The organism is Chryseobacterium foetidum (assembly GCF_025457425.1).
GTDB classification, from domain to species: Bacteria; Bacteroidota; Bacteroidia; order Flavobacteriales; family Weeksellaceae; genus Chryseobacterium; species Chryseobacterium foetidum.
The window spans coordinates 758,584-778,869 of the sequence record NZ_JAMXIA010000001.1 but is presented as its reverse complement, the minus strand read 5'-3'; the positions used below and the strand labels follow the sequence as shown (position 1 = coordinate 778,869).

The following is a 20,286-nucleotide window of genomic DNA, read 5'->3' as shown; positions in this document are numbered from 1 at the left end:
AAAAAATATCAGGCTGCCGATTGGCGGCTTTTTTTTGTGCTCAGAAATCAGATATGCGCCTTTCTGAATTTAATTAAACTTAAAACCAACAGCCCTAAAATTCCCATCACCAGATACCCTTCGGCAACGTCGAGTTGGATTTCAGGTTTTAAAACAGCCACAACTCCATAGCTGATTGCAGAAGTGATGATGAAAGCCATCCCGCCGGTTGATCCACCCGCAATTCCCGCAGAGTTTGGAAATCTTCCGATACAGTACGAGAAATAATTGTTGAAAATAAATCCTGCTGTCACATGAATAACAAATGCAAAAGCGACGAGGCTGTAAATGGTATTCAGAAAAAACGATGCGAAAATCATTATTCCAATTAAACCGATCTGCAAAAAATTAGCAATTCTTATTTTAGGTAAAAATGCTTTATTGATTAAAGCTTTACCAATAAAACCGCCGAGCATCCACGCAAAACCTAAAATTAAGGAAACATAGCCGGCAACCACTTCAGAATATCCCATTTTGTGCTCGATGATGAACGATCCGCAGAGATTAAAAAACATAATCATCGAGTAACTCAGACCGCACATCAGCATTCCGTAGAAGAAATCTTTTGCTCTGAACATCATGTTGTATTCCTTTTTCAGCAGACTTAAACTTAAAACTTTTTTCAATTTTAAAGTTTCACCGGAGAAAAAATATTCAGATATCAAAAGGATAAAACTGTAACCTGCCAGCACATAAAAATTGGATTCCCAACCAAAAATTTTCTGCAGATAACCACCGATAAACGGAGCAATGATGGGACCTACAGACCATACGATCGTCATAATGCTGAGATAATGTTTGCGCTCATCGCCTTCGTAGACATCCACAAAGAAAGCTCTTTTGGCGACCACTGCAAATCCCGAAAGTACGCCCTGAAGAATTCTCATCGCATAAATCACATAAATATTTGCTGTATTGGCAGTGATTAAAAATGAAATCACAAAAAGAGCCAGTGAAATAAGTGTAATCCTGTAACGACCGTAAGAATCTACAACGCTTCCCGCAAAAAACTGCGTCACGCCATAGCTGATGAGAAAAAGAGAAAGTGTAAGCTGGATGCTGCTTTCAGGAAGATGAAGATCTCTCGCCATGCTCGGCATACTTGGCAAATAAATATCGGTCGCCAGACCAGACATCGGTATCACTGCAAACGCCAAAACTGTCGCAATAAATCTGTTTTTCTCTGTAAGCATCAGTACTGATTTTTAATGGGCTCAAAATTCCGACAATTAATCTGATATAGCACGTTTGTAGAGATTAATAATTATTAAATATGATATTTTTAATTTCAATCAAAACAGGCATCTTTTTTTCTGTAGTTTTTTTACATTTAAAAATCACCACACAAAAAATATGGAAATTCTCGTCATTATTGCGCTGATTGTTCTCAACGGAATTTTTTCAATGTCTGAAATGGCATTGGTTTCCTCTAAAAAATACAAGCTTGAAACAGCCTCCAAAAAAGGTCTGTCAAATGCCAAAACTGCCCTGAAACTTGCCGGAAATCCAAACAAATTTCTTTCTACCGTTCAGATTGGGATAACTTTGATCGGAATTCTCCTCGGTATTTTTTCGGGTGACAGGCTTATTTCCGATCTTGAAAGACAGCTTTTGAATCTGGGAATAAATGCAGATTACGTTCACGGCGTTGCTTCATTTCTCATTGTTTTCACCGTTACATTTGTTTCCATTGTTTTTGGCGAACTCATCCCGAAACGTCTGGGGCTGAAATTTCCGGAAAGAATTTCCATATTCATCGCAAGACCGATGTACTGGCTTTCTGCTGTTGCTTCGCCTTTCGTTTGGCTTTTGACGGTTACTAACAATTTGTTTTTAAAGATTTTCGGAATTTACAATGACCACAAGGAAGCCATTACCGAAGAAGAAATAAAATCTCTGATCAAAGAAGGAAGCGAAGGCGGAATCATCGAAGATAAAGAACATGATATTCTCAGAAATGCTTTTGATCTTGGTGACAGAAAGGTCAATTCCATCATCACCCACCGCACAAAAATAATTTCTCTTGATTTAAAAGACGACTGCAGGACTGTGAAAGAGAAAATAAAAAACGCCTCTTTTTCCACCTATCCGGTTACCGAAAACGGAAATATTGATCATATTGTCGGGATTGTGAAGATGAAAGATCTCTTCGATTTTTGTGAAGACGGATTTTCACTGGGTGATCACATGCACAAAACGATTTTCGTAAGTGAAAATTCTTTTATTTATCCGCTTTTGCAGAGTTTTCAGGATACCAAATCGCATATTGCTGTTGTGATTGATGAATATGGAAGTACAAAAGGAATTGTTACTTTAAATGACATTCTCGATGATCTTGTGGGAACTGTTTCACATGAAATTGATACCGAACCGGAAATTATTCAGCGTGATGAAACTTCGTGGCTGATTGACGGAAAATGTACAATTTATGATTTTAAAAAGTATTTCGACATCGAAGTGGATGAAGAGATTGAAAGCAAATTTGTAAGTGTTTCGGGTTTGTTTTTCAATGAAGCTGAAGGCATTCCCAAAACGGGTGACAAAGTAAAAATCAGCCATCTTCTTCTGGAAATCGTAGACAAAGACGGCAATCGTGTAGATAAGATTTTAGCAACAAAAATTGATGAAACTTCGGAGATTATTTAGGTTAATCAGTTTTAAAAAGTTTTGATTTCATTTAAATTTTGTAATTTTAAGGAAATCAAAGTTGAAATAATTTTGAGAAAATGAAAATGAAGTCTAATAAAATATAAGAAATTATGGATAATGTAACTTTCAAAATATCAGAATATCAGGATGAGCTTCAAATGTTTAAAGACGGCGAGAAGGTCGGTTACATGTCGATTGCGGTAGACGGCAGGCTCATCAACGTTTATTACACAAAAATAAACCCCGAACTGGAAGGTCAGGGTTATGCCAAATTACTGCTTGACGAGCTTGTGCGTTTTGCCGAAGACAAAGATTATATGATCGATCCGGAGTGTGATTTTGTAAGACAGCAGCTCGAAAACCATCCAAAAAGATACAGGGGAATCTGGCATGATTAGCCTATTTCCACCACTTTTCAAACGTATTGTTTTCCTGATCTAAATTTAAAATCTGTCCGATTTTCGGTGTGAGAACGGGTAGATTTTTCTTTTGTGCAAATTCCGCAACTTTCTGTAAAGGTTCATTCCATGCATGAAGTGCCAATGCGAATTTCGCTGAATGTACTGGAATTATTTTCTTCGCATTCAAATCTTCAGAAGCCTGAATAACGTCTTCCGGAAGTGCATGAATGTACTTCCACGCCTCGTTGTACTGCCCGTTTTCAAGGATGGCAAAATCAAAAGGGCCATGCTTTTCACCAATCATTTTAAAATGGCTGGCGTAACCGCTGTCGCCACCCAAAAATATTTTCTTATCAGAACTCTGCAACACAAAAGAAGACCAAAGCGTATTGTTTCTGCTAAATTTTCGTCCGGAAAAATGTCTCGCAGGCGTGAATGTGATCTGAAGATTGTTTTTCAGAACAAAATTTCCGCCCCAGTCTTCTTCCAAAAGCTGTTCTTCTGCATAACCCCACTTTTCAAAATGAGAACCAACTCCCAAAGGAAGAATCACCTGTTTCACTTTATTTTTTAAACTTTTTACAGTTGGATAATCCAAATGATCATAGTGATCATGGGTTATTACGAGATAATCTATTTCAGGCATCTGGTCAGCAGTATAGAAATCTGCACCAGAAAAAGCCTTGTTGAAAAATTTGAAAGGCGAACCGAATTTACTGAAGACAGGATCCACAAGAAACCGCACGCCATTTAATTGTATAAAATACGATGAATGCCCAAACCAGATAAAAACATTTTCTTCTTTATTTAAATTTTTAAGATCAGTTTCCACGAACGGAATATTGTTTTTGGGTTTCAAATCCGGATTTTTTTTACCGAAAAGAAAATTAAACATCACTTTCGGCATACTTTGACCCTCTGCAAGTTGTGGCGTCACACTAAGATTCTGAAACTGTCCGTTTTTGTAATTCTGAGACAGAAGCATTTTCTCCAGACGCTTTCCCTGAGGCTTCGCACCGAAAACTTCCTGTGATAAAACGTAATACGCAAATCCGGCAAGTGCCAAAACCAAAATCAATAAATAGAGCATAAATTAAAATTAAACGATTAAAAAAAATCAAATCTACCTTTAATAACGGTTTAAAAATCAAATTACTTTTTATTTGCCTCAGTTTTTTGTGAAAACTTTTATATTTTTAGACATCAAAAACTTAAACCTTGAAAAAATTTTCTTTATTAGCCGTACTAGCCGTCATTATATCGTGCAATTCTGTACAGAAATACAACCGTCAGCGGGAAACAAAATTACCTCCAAACGAACTTAAAGATGATGTAGATTATGCCTACGAAAAGCTTAAAGAACTTCATCCGAACTTATTTTGGTACGTATCTGAAAAAGATTTAAATAAAAAATTTGACAGCCTGAAACTGAGCATTACAGATTCACTTTCACCAGTGGATTTTTATTTTAAAATACAGCCTGTCGTGGCGGATGTCAGAGAGGGGCATTTGGCAGTGAGAATTCCGGGAAAAAGATATTCCAACAAGGAAATCCGTGGGATGAAAAATAAAAAAGGTCTGTTTACGAGACTGGATTATTATGTTGAAAACCAAAAATTGTTTGTAAAAGCAAATAAGGATTCAATAGAAAACATTCTTCCGGGAACAGAAATTCTTGCAATCAACGGCGTTCCTGTGGAAAATTATATTAAGAAATACAGAAAACTGATGACGAGTGACGGATATAATTCTACATTTTATCCGTACTATCTGAAAGACAGTTTTTTCAATTATTATTCCGCTGAAAACGGGTTTATGGACAGTGCTAAGATTGAAACAAGGTACGAAGATGTCATTAAAACAGTTCATCTTACCCGCGAATCCAAATCTGAGGCCGATAAAGAAAAAGACAAGGCGCAAAAGAAATTAAATACAGAAAAACGAACAAACGATTACGTCGCCGCAACGGATTCTTACAACAGAACCTTCAAATATCTGGATGAAGACAGCACGATTGCTTATATTAAAGTGAAAAGTTTCTCAAGATCTTACTCCGACCGTTTTTACAAGGAAACTTTTCAGAAAATAAAAGATAAAAAAGCAACTCATCTGGTCATCGATGTTCGCGAAAATTATGGTGGTTCACTATCTGAAATCAATAATCTCTATTCGTATCTGGCAAAAGAACCTTTTACTTTGGTTAATAAGCCTGAGATGACATCAAGATACAGTCCGCTGAAGACCAATTATTTCAGAAAAACCAGTCCGGTTGGATATTTAATCAAAGGAATTTTGTCGCCATTTGTTTTTACCAGACAACTTTTCGTCAGTAAAAAAGGAAAAGACGGAAAAGTGTATTACAGAATGAAACAAAGCAAGGAAACGAAGCCAAAGGAAACTGCTTTTCACGGGAAAGTATATGTTTTGATCAACGGCGGAAGTTTTTCAGCATCATCAATCATTACTTCCAAACTTAAAAATGACCAGCGCGCAATCCTGGTGGGCGAAGAAACAGGCGGAGCGAATGACGGAACGGTTGCGGGATTTTATTCTTACCAAAGTCTTCCAAATTCCAAACTTCAGCTTCCGATCGGATTACTTTTAGTACAGCCAAATATTGATTTTACAGGAACCAAAAAGGGGGTTAGGCCCAATGTTGAAATTTTAAACAATCTCGAAAGCACTTTAAACAAACAGGATCCGCAACTGGACTGGATTAAGGCTGAGATTGAGAAGGAGAAAGCGGGAAATTGAGGTTAAGGTTGAGGTTGAGGTTGAGGTTGAGGTTGAGGTTCAGTTGAAACGCAAGTTAAATTTGAATTAAAATAAAAAAAATCGGCAATTCGTGAGGGTTGCCGATTTTTTTGGAATTTATTTCAGATCATCTACCATTTTTTTTATGGTGTCGATGTTTTTGCCATAAAATCTTTTGAACCACCATTTTCCGAGATAGAACAAAGCGAAAATTCCTGCTGCCAAAGTTCCAATCGATATAGAAGCAATCTGAATATTGCTTAGCGGAACCGGTCTTGGGATGAATTCCAGAACGATGATCATTTCACAAACGATAAACGGAGCGAACGCTACGTAAAATGACATGTAATACTGTTTGTTAAGCTCGAGTTGGTGAAGAAGATCTTTCAGTCCGTCGTACGTTTTGAGTTCGGGATTTCCCATTTCCTTATACAGTTTAAAAAATTTGCTGAAGTAAAAAACGGTTACAAAAAGCATTGATACAAGGAGCAGATTGACATAAAAATTAAACTTAAAAGGAGCCGGACTCACCGACATCAAGGCAAAGGCAAAAACAAAAATTCCTACCGTGGACCAGAATTCTCCACGCATATTTTTACGCATCTTTTCCAGTGGAAGGTTCATCGATTTTCTCTGTTCGGTGCTGATTTCGGGTGTGGCTTCGGGATTTTCTCTGTTCCACGTATCTTTTAGATCGTCGATATTCATAATATTTGTTTTTATAATTTTTGGTTGGATGATGGATGATGGATGCTGGGTGTTTGATGCTGGGTGTTGAATATCTCCTGTCTTCAGACTTCAGACTTCAGACTTCCATCTCCCATCTTATCTACTCAAAATTTCTTTCAGTTTATTTTTCGCTCTGTTCATTTTTACCCTCACGTTTCCTTCGGAAATCCCCATCTGGTCGGCAATCTGTTTTCCAGAGAAATCTTCGAGATAATAAAAAATAAAAGCTTTGTCTATGGCATTCAGTTGGTTGATAGCTTTATACATTTTGTTGAGTTTGTCCTCTTTCTCCAGATCATATTCATCCTGAACAATTTTATAGTTTGAAAAATCCTCATTTCCGATGAAACTTCTTTTCTTTTCAGATTTTAAAAATACAATTGCGGTGTTCAGAGCAATTCTGTAAAGCCATGTCGAAAATTCAGATTCTCCGCGGAATTTTGGATATGCCTTCCAGACCTGAAATGTTATTTCCTGAAAAAGATCAGCGCGGTCTTCAGAATCGTCCATGTACATTTTCGAAATCTTAAAGATGATTCCTTTATGTTTTTCAATACGTTCTAAAAATTCTTTTTCGAAGTTCATGGTTTAATTAACTCTGAAAAGTTAGTGTACAAAATTAAATAATGTTACAGATTTTAGTAGAAATTGCTTGTACGGCTGGACTCAACCCAGCCAGCGTTCAAAACGCTGGCTGGGTTTTATAAATCCAACCTTTCGTACCACAGTATTTTTCATGGCTTAGTATTTGTTAAAATCTAATCAACATCAAATTTAAAATATTCAAATTATGCCTTACATCACAAAAGAAAATGACAAAGATTTTAATCTGTATTACGAAGATTACGGTTCCGGACAGCCGATTGTACTGATTCATGGCTGGCCGTTGAGCGGAAGAAGCTGGGAACTTCAGATTCCCACACTTACCGACTTGGGCTACAGAGTGATTACTTACGACAGAAGAGGTTTCGGAAAGTCTTTTCCAACGGGAGATTTATACGACTATAATGCATTAACTGCCGATTTGCACGAGTTGATTACACAGCTGGAGCTAAAACATGTTATTCTAATGGGCTTCTCAATGGGTGGTGGCGAAGTGGTGAGATATTTTACCAATTTCGGTTCAGAAAACATTGATAAAGTGGCTTTAATTGCATCAATTATTCCTCTGGTAAAACAGAAAAATGATAATCCTGACGGTGTTCCTTTGGATGATTTAAACGGAATTTTAGAAAGTCTGAAAAAAGAGAGAGTTACTTTTCTTGAAACGTTCCACAAAAATTTCTACAACTACGGATTATTGTCTCAAACAGTCACTCAGGCACAATTGAATTACGATTGGCAGACTTCTTCGCAGGCATCGCCATTGGCGACGATCAAAACAGCAGAAGCGTGGGCTGATACGGATTTCCGTTCGGAACTGGCGAATGTTGATAAGAAAACATTAATTGTTCACGGTGACGACGATCAGATTGTTCCGATAGAAACTTCCGCGAGACAGGCTGCAACAGGCATTGCAAGCAACGAATTTATCGTAGTTGAAGGTGCTCCACACGGACTTAACGTAACCCATGCAGACAAGTTAAACGAAATTCTGCGCAGATTTTTGACTTCAAATTAGACATTTATATATCAGTGAATCGGGCGGCCATTTTTGACCGCCCGATTTTTTTTATTTATAGCCTGTTGAAATTTCATAAAAATTAATTTCCCCGACCCTAAAGGGAGTTAATTTTGATGAAATTTTCAAGGCATTGTTACACCCTTTAGGGCTGGGGAAAAGAAAAATGACTTGAAAATTTGTTTTTTAATTATTTTTAAACAGGCTCTATGATTTTTACATCCCTTTTTCCACTAATAAGACATTAAATTTGTGCCCGTCCGGATCAGCAAAAACACAATAGTAAAAACCGTCTTCCTGTCTTTTGGCTTCTTTGTGAATTTTTCCACCTGCAATCAAGACTTTTTCAGCCCATTCATTTACTTCGTCCACAGTTTCAGCCGAAATGGAGAAGATAATTTCATTACCATTTTGCGTATCGCTAACTTTTCCATTCATTGCAAATTCAAGCTGTGTTTTTTCGAAAAAGTGAATTACAAAATCAGATTCACCAAAGAAAAAACTCACGAGCTTTGGTTTGTCCGATTTTTCAACACCGGAATAATTTAATTTTAAACCTAAATCTTTATAGAATTTTTCTGTTCTCTCAAGATTTTCTACGGCAAAATTTGCCCAGATTTGTTTGAATTTCATAATATTTTGGATTTTTTTAATTTTGAATACAGAGTTCGCTAAGTTTTTTAATATTCAGCTTGTTCTCGTTTCACAAAACCGTTAAAGCTTACTAAAGTTCATCGATTTTAATTTTAAAACCCATTCATCTTCTGCAAGTTTACGGCTCTGTGAGCCTCAAAACGTTTTTGCAGGAAAAAATCTTAGTGCCCTTTGTGTTTAATTATGATTTAAATCTTAAAACAAATAATCCGTACTCAAAAAATTAGAATCATGATCTCTCACAATCGTATTCAAAAGATTTTTGTTTGAATCTGTAGCTTTTGCAGCAACCAATGAGCGAATTGAGAACGAACGCAGTGCATCAAAAACCGACAAGGTACCTTCAGCACTGTCTTTTCTTCCTGTAAACGGAAAAACATCCGGACCACGCTGAGACTGGCAGTTGATATTCACTCTGCTTACCAGATTGACGAAAGAATCTATCAGTTTTGAAACTTCCAAAGGATCTTCGCTGAAAATACTCACCTGCATTCCGTGCGATGCATTGACTTGATATTCAATTGGTTCATCAATATTTTCAAATGGAACCACTGGGATAATCGGCCCAAACTGTTCTTCGTGGTACAGTTTCATATCTGAATTTACAGGAAAAACTACGGAAGGAAAAACAAAAGATTCCTCGGTAAAACCACCGTTTTCATTTAAAATTTTTGCACCTTTATTTTGAGCGTCTTCAAGGCATTCTTTAAGATAATCAGGCTTGTTTACTTCTGGAAGTGGCGTGATTTTTACATCGTTTTCCCATGGCAAACCAGCTTTCATTTCGCTGACGGCTTTGCTCAATTTTTGTGTAAATTCATCAGCAACGTCATTCTGAACGAAAATCAATTTTAAAGCTGTACATCTCTGTCCGTTAAAAGATAGAGCGCCCAAAAGACATTCGCTCACTGCGACATCCAGATCTGCATTTTTAGTGACAATCGCTGCGTTTTTTGCATCTAAACTTAAAATTGCTCTCAAACGGTTGACTTTTGGATGCAGTTTTTTCAGTCCGTTGGCAACTTTACTCGATCCAATGAAGGCAAGAACATTCACTTTTCCGCTTTCCATTATTGGGGTAATGATTTCTGAACCTTTGCCGTATAAAGTATTTACAGTTCCTTTCGGGAAAGCTTCTTTGAAAGCATTCAATAATGGATAATGTGCTAAAACGCCATGTTTCGGAAGTTTAAACAAAATCGTATTTCCCATAATCAATGCAGGAATCAAAGTGGTGAAAATTTCATTTAAAGGATAATTGAAAGGTCCCATGCTCAGAACCACACCGAGTGCCGCTCTCCTGATCTGGGCAATCGTTCCCTCAGCCTGCTGAAAACGGGAAGATTCACGGTCGAGATCTTTGAGTGCGTCGATGGTTTGGTTGATATAATCTACAGTTCTGTCAAACTCTTTTGTGGAATCCGGAAGCGTTTTTCCGATTTCCCACATGAGTAATTTAATAATCAAATCACGCTGCTTAATCATCAGATACACAAATTTCTGCATACATTTTATTCGTCCTTCTACGGTCATGGTTGGCCATTCGCCAAAGCCGTTGTCATAGGCTTTTACTGAGGCATCAAGAACCTCCATTGCTTCTTTTACACCAATATTTGGGATGCTTCCCAAAAGTTTTCTTTGTAAACCATTTTCTGTGCGAATGCAAACAGGAGAATAAATATCCGTTGTCTCGCCGTTCCATGGGATGAGTTCACCATTGAGAAGGTATTCTCGCTGATGGATTTCTTTTATTTTAAATTCTTCGGGAATATCGTTTTCGCCTTTAAAAATCTTTCCGAATGGTGATGTGTTTTCTGAATTCATAAATTTTTGATTTAATAGTTTTGGATTTTGAAACATTAAAGTTAGGTGGAAATTTTTGATTTAAAAACTTCCGTTTTAACTGATTTGATTTATATTTAAAAGGAATTTACCGGATGATATTTTAAGAATTATTTAACCTTTCTCAGAAAGCAGATATTTTATGATTTGACTAAATTTGAAGTAACATTAAAAAAATAAATTTATGTCTACAATTACATTTAAAGGAAACCCGATAAACACAATAGGAAATCTTCCCGAGGTAGGAAATCAGGCTCAGGAATTCACCATGGTTGCCGGAGATTTATCTGAAAAACATCTTGCAGATTACACAGGAAAGAGAGTTGTTTTAAACATCTTCCCAAGCATCGATACAGGAATTTGTGCGGCTTCCGCAAGAAAATTTAATGAAGAAGCTTCAGCACTCGAGAATACAGTTGTCATCAACGTTTCAAGAGATTTGCCTTTCGCATTGTCGAGATTCTGTGCAGCTGAAGGTTTGAAAAATGTTGAAACATTATCTGATTTCAGAGGTAATTTTGGCGAAGATTACGGAGTTACCCTTACAGATTCTCCGATGAAAGGACTTTTGAGCAGAGCCGTTGTGGTTTTGGATGAAGATACAAAAGTAATCTACACAGAGCAGGTTCCCGAAATCGGGCAGGAGCCGAACTATGAAGCGGCTGTAGCGGCTTTGAAATAATGAATATTTTTCAGTCGTAAGTTATTCTGAAAATTGCTTTTGCAGACTTTGTTGATATTTCAGACCTTATGATAATCTTAAAATCTAAATGTACAAGAATAGTAAAACATTAAAAATTTAAAAAATATGTTTAAAGCCTTCTGAATTTCTTTCGTAAGGCTTTAATTTTGTACATCAATCATCAATCATCAAATATGAAACGCTCCGGAACTGCAACATTACCTCTTCACTACGGCAAAGTCCCGCCTTGGCTCTATGAAAGAATGGCGACACTCGGACTTTCAATCGTTGAAGTGATGTTGGCCGATTACGGAAAAAACGAAGTTCTCCGCAGATTGGCAGATCCGTTTTGGTTTCAGAGTTTTGGTGCTGTGATGGGAATGGATTGGCACTCTTCAGGAATTACAACTTCCGTTATGGGCGCTTTAAAACGTTCCATCAATCCCAATTCTAAAGAGCTCGGAATTTATATCTGTGGCGGAAAGGGAAGATTTTCAAAAGAAACTCCAAACGAACTTTTACTTATTGCTGATAAAACCGGATTGAATGGAAATGAATTTGTTCGCGCCAGCAAACTCTCCGCAAAGGTTGATAACACGGCGATTCAGGATGGGTATCAATTGTATCTCCACAATTTTATTTTGTCCGATGAAGGAAATTGGTCTGTCGTGCAACAGGGAATGAACGATGCTGACGGAACAGCTCGCCGTTATCACTGGCATTCAGAAAACATGGAATCCTTTGTCGATGAACCACACAAAGGAATTCAGGGCATCAATCGTGGAAATATTCTGAATTTAACTGCCCATGAAGCCGCAGACAGCCGAAAGGGAATTTTAGAAATTTCTCATACCAACTCAGAAAAAATCATGCAGGATTTTGCTAATTTGATTTTGCCTGCCCATCATGACGTTCGCACGTCAGATGTTGATTTAAAAAAGCTTGGAACGTTGTTGTACATGACCAGAGAAAATCAGCCTGAGAATTTTGAAGAATTACTTTTGCTAAAAGGAGTCGGCCCACGAACATTGCAAAGTCTGGCTTTGGTAAGTGAAGTCATTCACGGTGCGCCTTCGAGATTCAGAGATCCGGCGAGATTTTCCTTTGCCAATGGTGGGAAAGACGGGCATCCGTTTCCTGTGCCAATCAATGTTTATGATGAAACAATTTCTATTTTACAGAAGGGAATTGAAAAATCAAAACTTGGAAATTCAGATAAATTGCAGTCTATTAATAAGCTTCATACAATCATTTCGGAGGCTGAGAAAAATTTCACGCCTGACTTCGATATTAATGATGTGATTGAAGAAGAAAGGCAGAATTCATGGCGCTTCGGCGGAAAAACCGTCTTTGGCGACGCTGAAAAACCCGCTCTTTCCAAACCGATTCAGCTTTCTTTGTTTTAAACTTGTAATAAATAAACAAAATAAGGGCTTTTACAAGTTCAGCCTGACAAATCAATCGATACTTGTTTTATGCACTGTCACGCTGAGCCTGTCGAAGCGTTTATGTTAGAAGCGATTTTTTTTTGTTTAAAACTCTGATGTTCTGATCTGAAAATTTTCTCTCCAATATTCCAAATAAAAATTTTAAATTTAAAACCTGAACACAAACAAGAAATTCATGACCAGCAAAGCCTTTGAAGTATACTCAGATTTTCCGTTTTTTTTCGAAGAAGAGCTTGCAGAAATCTTTCAGGCTCACGAAAAAGTGGTTTTTCAAAAGGGAGATTTTATTTTGCAGGAAGGCAAGACGGCCAATGAATATTTTATTTTGGAAAAAGGTCTGGCAAGATCATTTGTCACCGATTTTAACGGAAATGATGTGACCACACATTTTTTTGTTGAAAATGAAATCATTATTGAAGTTTCATCATTATTTCAGAGAATTCCCACACAGGAAAATATCGTCTGCATCACAGATTGTGAGTGCTTAAAAATTGACTTCGATACATTTCAGGAACTTTACCACAAAATACAAAACCTCAGTGAATGGGGCAGGGCATGGATGTCTAACGAACTTTTTGCCTATAAACAACGTTCCGTGGAGATGTTTACGCTTTCAGCAACGAAAAGATATCTCAATCTTTTAGAACAGAAACCGCAGGTGGTACAGTTCGCACCTTTAAAGCAAATCGCTTCCTACTTGGGTGTCACAGACACTTCATTAAGCAGAATCCGCAAAGAATTGGTTTCGCATCCCAGAAAAGTTTAAATCTTGTCTTATGGCAAGTAGATTTCCACTCCGACTTGCTAATTTTGGTTTAAAATTTAACACTAAAAATTACAAATGGAAATCACAGATATTTATGTCAACCTTCCCGTAAAGGATGTTCAGAAAACCAGAGAATTCTGGACGAAGCTGGGCTTTTCGATTAACGAACAGTTTTCAGATGAAAAAGCAATCTGTGTCATTATGAAAACAGATCATATTTACACCATGTTTCTGCATGAAGATTTCTTCAAAACTTTTACCGACCGACCTGTTGCAAACAGACAAACCACGCAGACTCTTTTGGCAATCGGTGTTAAAAGCCGTTCCGAAGTAGATGAAATGGTGAAAACTGCCGTGGAAAACGGAGGTTCTGAATACAGTGAACCACGGGACCACGGCTGGATGTATCAGTGGGCATTTGCAGATCCCGATGGTCATCAGTGGGAAGTGATGCACGGAGATGTTTCTCAGATTCCTTCAGAATAAAATTTTAAACAACTATAAATTTAAATAAAATGAAAATCAATCAAATTTATGTGAATCTTCCGGTAAAAGATATTCCGAAAACAAAGGAATTCTGGACGAATCTGGGTTTTCCGGTGAATGAAAATATTTCAGATGAAAAGGCGGTATGTTTTATTTTGGGCGAAAATATCTGCGTAATGTTCATTACCGAAGAATATTTTATGACGTTTTCCGAAAGACCCGTTCCCAAGGGCGACACCACGCAGGTTTTGGTAGCACTCGGCATGGATTCCCGTGAGGAAGTTGATCAGATTGTCAACACCGCAGTGGCAAATGGCGCAACACAACATGAAGAACCGCAGGATTATGGCTGGATGTATCAAAACTCGTTCTGGGACATCAACGGTCACGGCTGGAACGTCACTTTTGCAGATATGTCTCAGATGCCGACAGAGTAAATTCTAACTCCCGCAGATCGAGCTGATACAAAAGATTTAAATGTGAAAAACATCTGCTCAATCCGTAAAATCTGCGTGAGATAAAGTTTAAAATTATTCAGGAATACCACAATTAATAATCATAATCATCCGTGCAGATCTGTGAAATCTGTGCGAATACAAACCTCAAATTTCAAATTAATTCCTACAATCATCTGTGTAAATCTGTGCAATCTGTAGGAACACAAAAATCTCAAATATCAAACCTCAAATCTCAAATATTTATGGACCAACCAAAATCACAAAAATTAGACATCATCATTCCTGCATTCCGCGGTCACAGTCAGAATTTTCTGATGGTTCTCGACGGAATTTCTGAAGAAGATGCTTTGAAAAGAATAGAAGGACGCACCAACCACATCATCTGGATGGTCGGAAATTGGCTCGACATGCGCTACGCCATGGGAAATGTGCTCGGACTGGAAGAAAAATTTGAGTTCAAAGAATATTTCGCTGAAGGAAAAGCTTTGGACGAAAGTTTTAAATATCCGACTTTGGAGCAGCTCAAAAAAAGTTTTCATCACATTTCGCCATTGTTGTACAATAAATTACTGGAGACAAGCGATGAAGATTTAGACAAAGACTTTCCAATGGGAATGAACATCGATTTCTTTCCCGAAAACGTTCTCAATTTTGTGGGAATGTGCATCGGTCGCGAAGATTATCTTTCCGGACAAATCGGTTTGATGCGCAGAATTTTCAATTACGAAGGAATGAAATACGACTTTGATGAAAACATGAAATATTAATTCTGGTTTTCGGGATACGTGTTTCGTGTTTCGAGATTTCGGATTAAAAATTATTTTCTGATAAAATGTTAGGTCTAAAACCTAGATCCGAAATCCCGCATCCCGCATCCCGAACCTTAAATCTTAAACCTTAACCTAAAAATTAAAATTATGCCTAAATTAAATCCCTACCTCAATTTCGACGGTAAAGCCGAAGAAGCTTTAACATTTTACAAATCCGTTTTCGGCGGCGAGTTCGTGGGCGGAGTCCACAAAATGGGCAATGCTCCCGGTACCGAAAATCTTTCAGACGAAGAGAAGAACCGGGTGATGCACATCGCACTTCCTGTGGGTGGCGACCTTTTGATGGCTTCGGATATTGTGCCGTCATTCGGACAGAATTTAACCGTTGGAAACAATAATTATGTTTCAATTTTCCCCGATTCCAGAGAAGATGCCGATAGAATTTTCAAAGCATTATCTGAGGATGGAAATATTGAAATGCCGTTGGAAGACCAGTTTTGGGGCGATTATTTCGGAAGTTTTCAGGATAAATTCGGAGTCTATTGGATGATCAATTTTTCTACAGATCAGGGCTACGAAGGCTCAAAATAAACTATATTTAAAGAAACAAAAAGGGTGGCTAAAGTCGCCCTTATTTTAAACTAAAAAAACAGAAACAAATGGATCAGATTAATATAGACATCACGATTTTAGCACCTGTAGAAAAAGTTTGGGATTATTACAACGACCCAGAACATATTGTTAAATGGAACTTTGCACATGAATCATGGGAATGCCCAAAATCGGAAAATGACCTGAGGGTTGGTGGAAAATTCAACAACAGAATGGAAGCCAAGGACGGAAGTTTCGGGTTTGATTTTGTGGGAGTTTATGATGAAGTTGAACAAAACCAATTAATTAAATACCACATGGAAGACGGCCGGAAAGTAGAAATTATTTTTGAAGAGATTGACGAAAATACAACGAAAATAAAAATCAGTTTTGATCCTGAAACTCAGAATTCTGTAGAGATGCAGCGTGAAGGTTGGTATGCGATTTTAAATAATTTTCATAAACATGTTGAAAATAATTAAATAATGAAATTCAGGCTTATGTTTTGACAGTAAAGAGCCTCTGCGGGATTTGTCTGAAATATTTGAATAAAAGATAACCACTTTGAGTTTTTCGAAGGATGTACATTAAACAAAAGTTACCAAGGTCTACTCACTAATACTTATGATCTTAATAAACTAATAAAATTTTTCATCATTATTAATCTCATAACTATGGCAAAAAGTCTTAAAAATTTTAATCCGGAGAGTTCAAATCTGGAGAACTCATTTTTGCACGGAATTATTGCCATGCCTGCTAGAAGAGCATTGGCAAAAGAAAAAATAGATTCTCTGGAAAAACTTTGCGGCTTTTCAGAATCTGAGCTTATGAAACTGCACGGTTTCGGAAAAAATGCAATGCTAAAACTTAAAAATCATCTTAAAGAAAAAAATGTTTCTTTAAAATCTTAGACTTCAATTATGAATAACAACATATTTCCTTGCCTTTGGTATAACGAAGATGCGAAAGAATCAGCAGAATTTTACTGCAAAGTTTTTGGCGGAAAAATTACAGCAGATACTCCCGTCGTTTTAAATATTGAACTTTTCGGACAGAAACTCATGTTGCTGAATGGCGGTCCGCAATTCGAGAAAAATGCATCTATCTCATTTATGGTTTTGTGTGAAACTGAAGATGAAGTTCAGAATTATTGGGATCAGTTATCTAATGGCGGAATCGTTCTCATGGAGCTTGGCGAATACGCATGGAGCAAGAAATACGGCTGGGTCCGCGATAAATATGGAGTGACGTGGCAGGTCTATTTAGGTGAAAAACAGGGCGAACAGAAAATTGTTCCGACATTGATGTATATCCACCAAAACAACGGAAAAGCGCTAGAAGCAATGGAATTGTACACTGAAATTTTTCCTGATTCAAAAATCGGCGGAGTTTTGAAGTATGGAGAAGGCGTTGGCGATGAAAATCACGAAGTTCCGGAAAATATACAGCATGCTCATTTTGAAATCGACGGTTACAGTTTTTTCTGCATGGACAATTCCTACGACCACAAATTTGATTTCAACGAAGGCATCTCAATCGTTGTGATGACCGGTAATCAGGAGGAAACCGACCACCTATGGAATTCTTTAACTCAAAACGGAGGCAGGGAAAGTATGTGCGGCTGGCTGAAAGATCCGTTTGGTGTAAGCTGGCAAATTGTTCCTAAAAGACTAATTGAACTGATGAATGATTCAAATCCGGAAAAAGCACAGAAAGTCGTTCAGGCAATGATGAAAATGCAGAAAATTGTGATTAAAGATTTGGAGGAGGCGTATACGGGGTGAAGATGCGGGTTACGTGTTTTGTGTTTCGTGTTTCGGGATTCGAATTTTGAGTTTTGGAAGGGCAGTTTCGGTTTTTTGCATATTTATTTTCGTGTTTCAGGTTTTGCTGAGCGGCTTGGATGCAACGGAAAATAAGAAGTGACAAGTGGTTAGGTTTTTTGGGACAATGCGAAAAATTTCGAGTGTCAAAAAAGATAATTAGAGTTAATTAAAGAAATATCACTTTTATTTCATTAAACTCTAAATTACAACTTTAAATTTTGAATCTCAAATCTCAAACCTTAAACCCTCATCCCGCCCCGTTTCGGCTTGCTGTTTGATACTTTCACCGAAAAGATTTGCCTATGAAGACGCAGAACAAGTCAAAATCATTATCAAAAGTCCCGAAAGATGGACTTCATCCGGAGATTATCCGTAAAAATTATTTAGGAAGTAAAAAATTACTGAATAAAAAAGCTGTCATTTCAGGTGGTGACAGTGGAATTGGTCAGGCAGTTGCAGTCCATTTTGCACGTGAAGGAGCAGACATTGCCATTATTTATCAGGAAAATGATAAAGACGCCAAAGAAACTCAAAAACTCGTTGAAAAAGAAGGTCAGCAATGTATTCTGATGAAAGGTGATATTTCTAAAAAAGCATTCAGAACCAAATGTCTTGAAAGGATTAAAAAACAATGGAAAACTTTAGATATTCTGGTTAATAATGCAGGAATTCAGTTTCCGAAAATCGATTTTGAAAAAATAGCGGATGACCAAATTTCAAAAACATTTGATGTTAACATTATTTCCATGATTTCTTTCACCAGAGATTGTTTAGATTTGATGAATAAAGGCGGAAGAATTATCTGCACGACGTCGGTGACGGCCTATCGCGGCAGCGATCATCTTATCGATTATTCGGCAACGAAAGGTGCGATCGCGACATTTATCCGATCACTTTCCGTCAATTTAGCAGAAAAGAAAATCCTCGTGAATGGAGTTGCGCCAGGACCAATCTGGACACCATTAGTGAAAGAAACTTTTGAAGATATTGCATCTTTCGGAAAAGATACTCCTATGAAAAGGGCAGGTCAGCCTTCGGAAGTTGCACCGGCTTACGTTTTTCTGGCTTCAGAAGATTCAAGTTACATCACCGGAGAAATTATCCACATCAACGGCGGCGATTTCGTCGGCGGATAATCCACAATCTCAATCTCAACCTTAACCTTAACCTCAGCCTAAACCTAAACTAAACAATATGCAACTTTTAAAATTTGAAATTACAATAGATGCTGCTCCCGAAAAGGTCTGGAGTGTGCTTTGGGACGAATTCTCCTACCGTCAATGGACATCGGCGTTCACAGAAGGCTCTTTTTACATAGGAACTTTGGAAGAAGACAGTAAAGTACAGTTTTTAGATCCTGATAATAATGGAATGTTCAGTAAAGTAGTAAAAAACATTCCGCAGAAAGAAATGGTTTTTCTGCATCTTGGGGAAATTTACAGTGGTATCGAAACCCCTATGGATTGGGGCGACGCAACGGAATCTTACTTTCTTGAAGAAACAGAATACTCTACAAAGCTAAGATTAGAGATAAACAGTTCTGAAGAATTTAAAAGTTTTTTTGAAGAAAAAGTTCCTATGGCAATCCAAAATGTGAAGCATCTTTCTGAAAATCAACTGTAATTTTGCGAATGACCCGAATTTTTTCGAATTTTCACGAGATGAATCTTCAGTTTGTATTGGAAAATGATCTGATTTTGCTACTGAATCAAGAATTTCAATTTTGCTTGGAATATTCTCAGTAATTTGAAATAAATTTCATGTCCACTTGTGTGAAAAAACATTGAAAATACTTTTAAATACATTTAAAAAAACAAAAATATGGAAACATTAGATTACGAAATCATCATCAATGCCCCAAAAGAAAAAGTTTGGGACGCACTTTTCGGAAACGAAAATTATGGAAAGTGGACGCAGTTTTTCAGTCCGGGTTCGCAAATGAAAACAGATTGGGAAGTCGGCGGAAAAACCTATTTTACCAATCCTGAAGGGGAAGGAATGGTCTCAACCATCGACAGTTTGGAAAAACCGGATCAGGTTATTTTTAAACATCTGGGAATGGTGGACAAAGATGGAGTAGAAGACACCGAGAGTATGGAAATCAAACAATGGAGCGGATGTTTTGAAAAGTATATTCTCATCGATTACGACGGACAAACCAAACTCCATGTGGAAGTTCAGGTGGAAAAAGACTGGCGTGAGCACATGAATAAAGGATTTACACAAGGTCTTGAAGTAGTGAAGAATCTTGCAGAAGCAAACTAGAATTTTCTAAATAAAAAATATACTCATCGAACCCTGCCAGCGTTTCAAACGCTGGCAGGGTTGTTTGTATACTATTGAATTTTCTAAAAATAAGAATTTAGATTTACAGGTTTTAGCGAAAAAAAAAGATTGAAATTTAGCGGAATTGTCTCCTAGCCCGGATAGTAACGGTTACCCCACAGCAAGCCCTTCGACAGGCTCAGGGCAGGCGGGCTTGCGAGGAGTAATAGTGGATAGCCGGATTAGCTCCTGAAAAAGAATCTACAAAAACTTGATTGACAGACGAAAAATTGTAATGTCAGAAA

General features: G+C 37.4%; 23 protein-coding genes. 17 read left to right on the top strand and 6 right to left on the bottom strand.

Features of this window, described 5'->3' with window-relative positions:
• Positions 1-47: 47 nt before the first annotated feature.
• A complete protein-coding gene (locus NG809_RS03705) occupies positions 48-1,232 on the bottom strand; it encodes an MFS transporter (RefSeq protein WP_262148183.1) in 1,185 nt (394 codons plus the stop codon).
• A 160-nt stretch (positions 1,233-1,392) separates the two neighbouring features.
• Between NG809_RS03705 and NG809_RS03700 the strand changes: the two genes are divergently transcribed.
• Together NG809_RS03700 and NG809_RS03695 are read left to right on the top strand one after the other, a co-directional pair.
• Positions 1,393-2,685 carry a hemolysin family protein gene (locus NG809_RS03700; protein WP_262148181.1) on the top strand — a complete coding sequence of 431 codons (1,293 nt, stop codon included), beginning with the start codon at positions 1,393-1,395 and terminating at the stop codon, positions 2,683-2,685.
• A gap of 113 nt (positions 2,686-2,798) precedes the next feature.
• Positions 2,799-3,086, top strand: coding sequence for a GNAT family N-acetyltransferase (locus tag NG809_RS03695; RefSeq protein WP_262148179.1), 288 nt, complete (start codon positions 2,799-2,801; stop codon positions 3,084-3,086).
• A gap of 1 nt (position 3,087) precedes the next feature.
• Here NG809_RS03695 and NG809_RS03690 read toward each other — a convergent pair whose 3' ends face one another.
• Positions 3,088-4,179, bottom strand: coding sequence for an MBL fold metallo-hydrolase (locus NG809_RS03690; protein ID WP_262148177.1), 1,092 nt, complete (start codon positions 4,177-4,179; stop codon positions 3,088-3,090).
• Between the two features lie 128 nt (positions 4,180-4,307).
• Between NG809_RS03690 and NG809_RS03685 the strand changes: the two genes are divergently transcribed.
• Entirely contained in the window at positions 4,308-5,843 is a 1,536-nt protein-coding gene (locus tag NG809_RS03685; RefSeq protein ID WP_262148175.1) for a S41 family peptidase, read from the top strand.
• Positions 5,844-5,960: 117 nt separating this feature from the next.
• Here NG809_RS03685 and NG809_RS03680 read toward each other — a convergent pair whose 3' ends face one another.
• Together NG809_RS03680 and NG809_RS03675 are read right to left on the bottom strand one after the other, a co-directional pair.
• Positions 5,961-6,551: a hypothetical protein gene (locus NG809_RS03680; protein WP_262148174.1), complete on the bottom strand. Its 591-nt coding sequence runs from the start codon at positions 6,549-6,551 to the stop codon at positions 5,961-5,963.
• 117 nt (positions 6,552-6,668) lie between these two features.
• The gene (locus tag NG809_RS03675; RefSeq protein ID WP_262148172.1) at positions 6,669-7,157 is read right to left on the bottom strand and encodes an RNA polymerase sigma factor; all 489 of its coding nucleotides are present in this window, start codon (positions 7,155-7,157) and stop codon (positions 6,669-6,671) included.
• A 205-nt stretch (positions 7,158-7,362) separates the two neighbouring features.
• On the opposite strand from NG809_RS03675, the gene NG809_RS03670 reads away from it, so the two are divergent.
• Entirely contained in the window at positions 7,363-8,193 is an 831-nt protein-coding gene (locus NG809_RS03670; RefSeq protein ID WP_262148171.1) for an alpha/beta fold hydrolase, read from the top strand.
• A gap of 216 nt (positions 8,194-8,409) precedes the next feature.
• Here NG809_RS03670 and NG809_RS03665 read toward each other — a convergent pair whose 3' ends face one another.
• Complete coding sequence (locus NG809_RS03665; RefSeq protein WP_262148170.1) at positions 8,410-8,826, bottom strand: VOC family protein; 417 nt, start codon at positions 8,824-8,826, stop codon at positions 8,410-8,412.
• A gap of 216 nt (positions 8,827-9,042) precedes the next feature.
• The gene (locus NG809_RS03660) at positions 9,043-10,671 is read right to left on the bottom strand and encodes an NADP-dependent glyceraldehyde-3-phosphate dehydrogenase (RefSeq protein WP_262148169.1); all 1,629 of its coding nucleotides are present in this window, start codon (positions 10,669-10,671) and stop codon (positions 9,043-9,045) included.
• A gap of 202 nt (positions 10,672-10,873) precedes the next feature.
• Here NG809_RS03660 and tpx point away from each other — a divergent pair, with 202 nt between their 5' ends.
• From tpx to NG809_RS03595, 13 genes are all read left to right on the top strand, one after another.
• Positions 10,874-11,371 carry a thiol peroxidase gene (tpx, locus tag NG809_RS03655; RefSeq protein ID WP_262148168.1) on the top strand — a complete coding sequence of 166 codons (498 nt, stop codon included), beginning with the start codon at positions 10,874-10,876 and terminating at the stop codon, positions 11,369-11,371.
• 194 nt (positions 11,372-11,565) lie between these two features.
• On the top strand, positions 11,566-12,777 hold the full coding sequence (locus NG809_RS03650; RefSeq protein ID WP_262148166.1) for a DUF763 domain-containing protein: 1,212 nt from the start codon (positions 11,566-11,568) through the stop codon (positions 12,775-12,777).
• A 217-nt stretch (positions 12,778-12,994) separates the two neighbouring features.
• Positions 12,995-13,585, top strand: coding sequence for a Crp/Fnr family transcriptional regulator (locus NG809_RS03645; protein ID WP_262148164.1), 591 nt, complete (start codon positions 12,995-12,997; stop codon positions 13,583-13,585).
• 75 nt (positions 13,586-13,660) lie between these two features.
• Positions 13,661-14,071: a VOC family protein gene (locus NG809_RS03640; protein WP_262148163.1), complete on the top strand. Its 411-nt coding sequence runs from the start codon at positions 13,661-13,663 to the stop codon at positions 14,069-14,071.
• A 29-nt stretch (positions 14,072-14,100) separates the two neighbouring features.
• The gene (locus tag NG809_RS03635; protein ID WP_262148161.1) at positions 14,101-14,508 is read left to right on the top strand and encodes a VOC family protein; all 408 of its coding nucleotides are present in this window, start codon (positions 14,101-14,103) and stop codon (positions 14,506-14,508) included.
• Positions 14,509-14,771: 263 nt separating this feature from the next.
• A complete protein-coding gene (locus NG809_RS03630) occupies positions 14,772-15,296 on the top strand; it encodes a DinB family protein (RefSeq protein ID WP_262148160.1) in 525 nt (174 codons plus the stop codon).
• Positions 15,297-15,446: 150 nt separating this feature from the next.
• Positions 15,447-15,890, top strand: coding sequence for a VOC family protein (locus tag NG809_RS03625; protein WP_262148158.1), 444 nt, complete (start codon positions 15,447-15,449; stop codon positions 15,888-15,890).
• Between the two features lie 68 nt (positions 15,891-15,958).
• Positions 15,959-16,372, top strand: a complete 414-nt coding sequence (locus NG809_RS03620) for an SRPBCC family protein (protein WP_262148156.1) — start codon at positions 15,959-15,961, stop codon at positions 16,370-16,372.
• Between the two features lie 192 nt (positions 16,373-16,564).
• The gene (locus tag NG809_RS03615) at positions 16,565-16,801 is read left to right on the top strand and encodes a helix-hairpin-helix domain-containing protein (RefSeq protein WP_262148154.1); all 237 of its coding nucleotides are present in this window, start codon (positions 16,565-16,567) and stop codon (positions 16,799-16,801) included.
• A gap of 9 nt (positions 16,802-16,810) precedes the next feature.
• Positions 16,811-17,674, top strand: coding sequence for a VOC family protein (locus NG809_RS03610; protein WP_262148152.1), 864 nt, complete (start codon positions 16,811-16,813; stop codon positions 17,672-17,674).
• 344 nt (positions 17,675-18,018) lie between these two features.
• On the top strand, positions 18,019-18,852 hold the full coding sequence (locus NG809_RS03605; RefSeq protein ID WP_262148150.1) for an SDR family oxidoreductase: 834 nt from the start codon (positions 18,019-18,021) through the stop codon (positions 18,850-18,852).
• A gap of 58 nt (positions 18,853-18,910) precedes the next feature.
• Positions 18,911-19,339, top strand: a complete 429-nt coding sequence (locus tag NG809_RS03600) for an SRPBCC family protein (protein ID WP_262148148.1) — start codon at positions 18,911-18,913, stop codon at positions 19,337-19,339.
• A 198-nt stretch (positions 19,340-19,537) separates the two neighbouring features.
• Positions 19,538-19,981: an SRPBCC family protein gene (locus tag NG809_RS03595; RefSeq protein WP_262148147.1), complete on the top strand. Its 444-nt coding sequence runs from the start codon at positions 19,538-19,540 to the stop codon at positions 19,979-19,981.
• The last annotated feature ends 305 nt before the right edge of the window (positions 19,982-20,286 follow it).

What these genes read in the sequence shown, in the direction of transcription:
- NG809_RS03705 (WP_262148183.1), bottom strand. Translation starts at nt 1,232, where the DNA reads ATGCTTACAGAGAAAAACAGATTTATTGCGACAGTTTTGGCGTTTGCA.
- NG809_RS03700 (WP_262148181.1), top strand. Translation starts at nt 1,393, where the DNA reads ATGGAAATTCTCGTCATTATTGCGCTGATTGTTCTCAACGGAATTTTT.
- NG809_RS03695 (WP_262148179.1), top strand. Translation starts at nt 2,799, where the DNA reads ATGGATAATGTAACTTTCAAAATATCAGAATATCAGGATGAGCTTCAA.
- NG809_RS03690 (WP_262148177.1), bottom strand. Translation starts at nt 4,179, where the DNA reads ATGCTCTATTTATTGATTTTGGTTTTGGCACTTGCCGGATTTGCGTAT.
- NG809_RS03680 (WP_262148174.1), bottom strand. Translation starts at nt 6,551, where the DNA reads ATGAATATCGACGATCTAAAAGATACGTGGAACAGAGAAAATCCCGAA.
- NG809_RS03675 (WP_262148172.1), bottom strand. Translation starts at nt 7,157, where the DNA reads ATGAACTTCGAAAAAGAATTTTTAGAACGTATTGAAAAACATAAAGGA.
- NG809_RS03670 (WP_262148171.1), top strand. Translation starts at nt 7,363, where the DNA reads ATGCCTTACATCACAAAAGAAAATGACAAAGATTTTAATCTGTATTAC.
- NG809_RS03665 (WP_262148170.1), bottom strand. Translation starts at nt 8,826, where the DNA reads ATGAAATTCAAACAAATCTGGGCAAATTTTGCCGTAGAAAATCTTGAG.
- NG809_RS03660 (WP_262148169.1), bottom strand. Translation starts at nt 10,671, where the DNA reads ATGAATTCAGAAAACACATCACCATTCGGAAAGATTTTTAAAGGCGAA.
- tpx (WP_262148168.1), top strand. Translation starts at nt 10,874, where the DNA reads ATGTCTACAATTACATTTAAAGGAAACCCGATAAACACAATAGGAAAT.
- NG809_RS03650 (WP_262148166.1), top strand. Translation starts at nt 11,566, where the DNA reads ATGAAACGCTCCGGAACTGCAACATTACCTCTTCACTACGGCAAAGTC.
- NG809_RS03645 (WP_262148164.1), top strand. Translation starts at nt 12,995, where the DNA reads ATGACCAGCAAAGCCTTTGAAGTATACTCAGATTTTCCGTTTTTTTTC.
- NG809_RS03640 (WP_262148163.1), top strand. Translation starts at nt 13,661, where the DNA reads ATGGAAATCACAGATATTTATGTCAACCTTCCCGTAAAGGATGTTCAG.
- NG809_RS03635 (WP_262148161.1), top strand. Translation starts at nt 14,101, where the DNA reads ATGAAAATCAATCAAATTTATGTGAATCTTCCGGTAAAAGATATTCCG.
- NG809_RS03630 (WP_262148160.1), top strand. Translation starts at nt 14,772, where the DNA reads ATGGACCAACCAAAATCACAAAAATTAGACATCATCATTCCTGCATTC.
- NG809_RS03625 (WP_262148158.1), top strand. Translation starts at nt 15,447, where the DNA reads ATGCCTAAATTAAATCCCTACCTCAATTTCGACGGTAAAGCCGAAGAA.
- NG809_RS03620 (WP_262148156.1), top strand. Translation starts at nt 15,959, where the DNA reads ATGGATCAGATTAATATAGACATCACGATTTTAGCACCTGTAGAAAAA.
- NG809_RS03615 (WP_262148154.1), top strand. Translation starts at nt 16,565, where the DNA reads ATGGCAAAAAGTCTTAAAAATTTTAATCCGGAGAGTTCAAATCTGGAG.
- NG809_RS03610 (WP_262148152.1), top strand. Translation starts at nt 16,811, where the DNA reads ATGAATAACAACATATTTCCTTGCCTTTGGTATAACGAAGATGCGAAA.
- NG809_RS03605 (WP_262148150.1), top strand. Translation starts at nt 18,019, where the DNA reads ATGAAGACGCAGAACAAGTCAAAATCATTATCAAAAGTCCCGAAAGAT.
- NG809_RS03600 (WP_262148148.1), top strand. Translation starts at nt 18,911, where the DNA reads ATGCAACTTTTAAAATTTGAAATTACAATAGATGCTGCTCCCGAAAAG.
- NG809_RS03595 (WP_262148147.1), top strand. Translation starts at nt 19,538, where the DNA reads ATGGAAACATTAGATTACGAAATCATCATCAATGCCCCAAAAGAAAAA.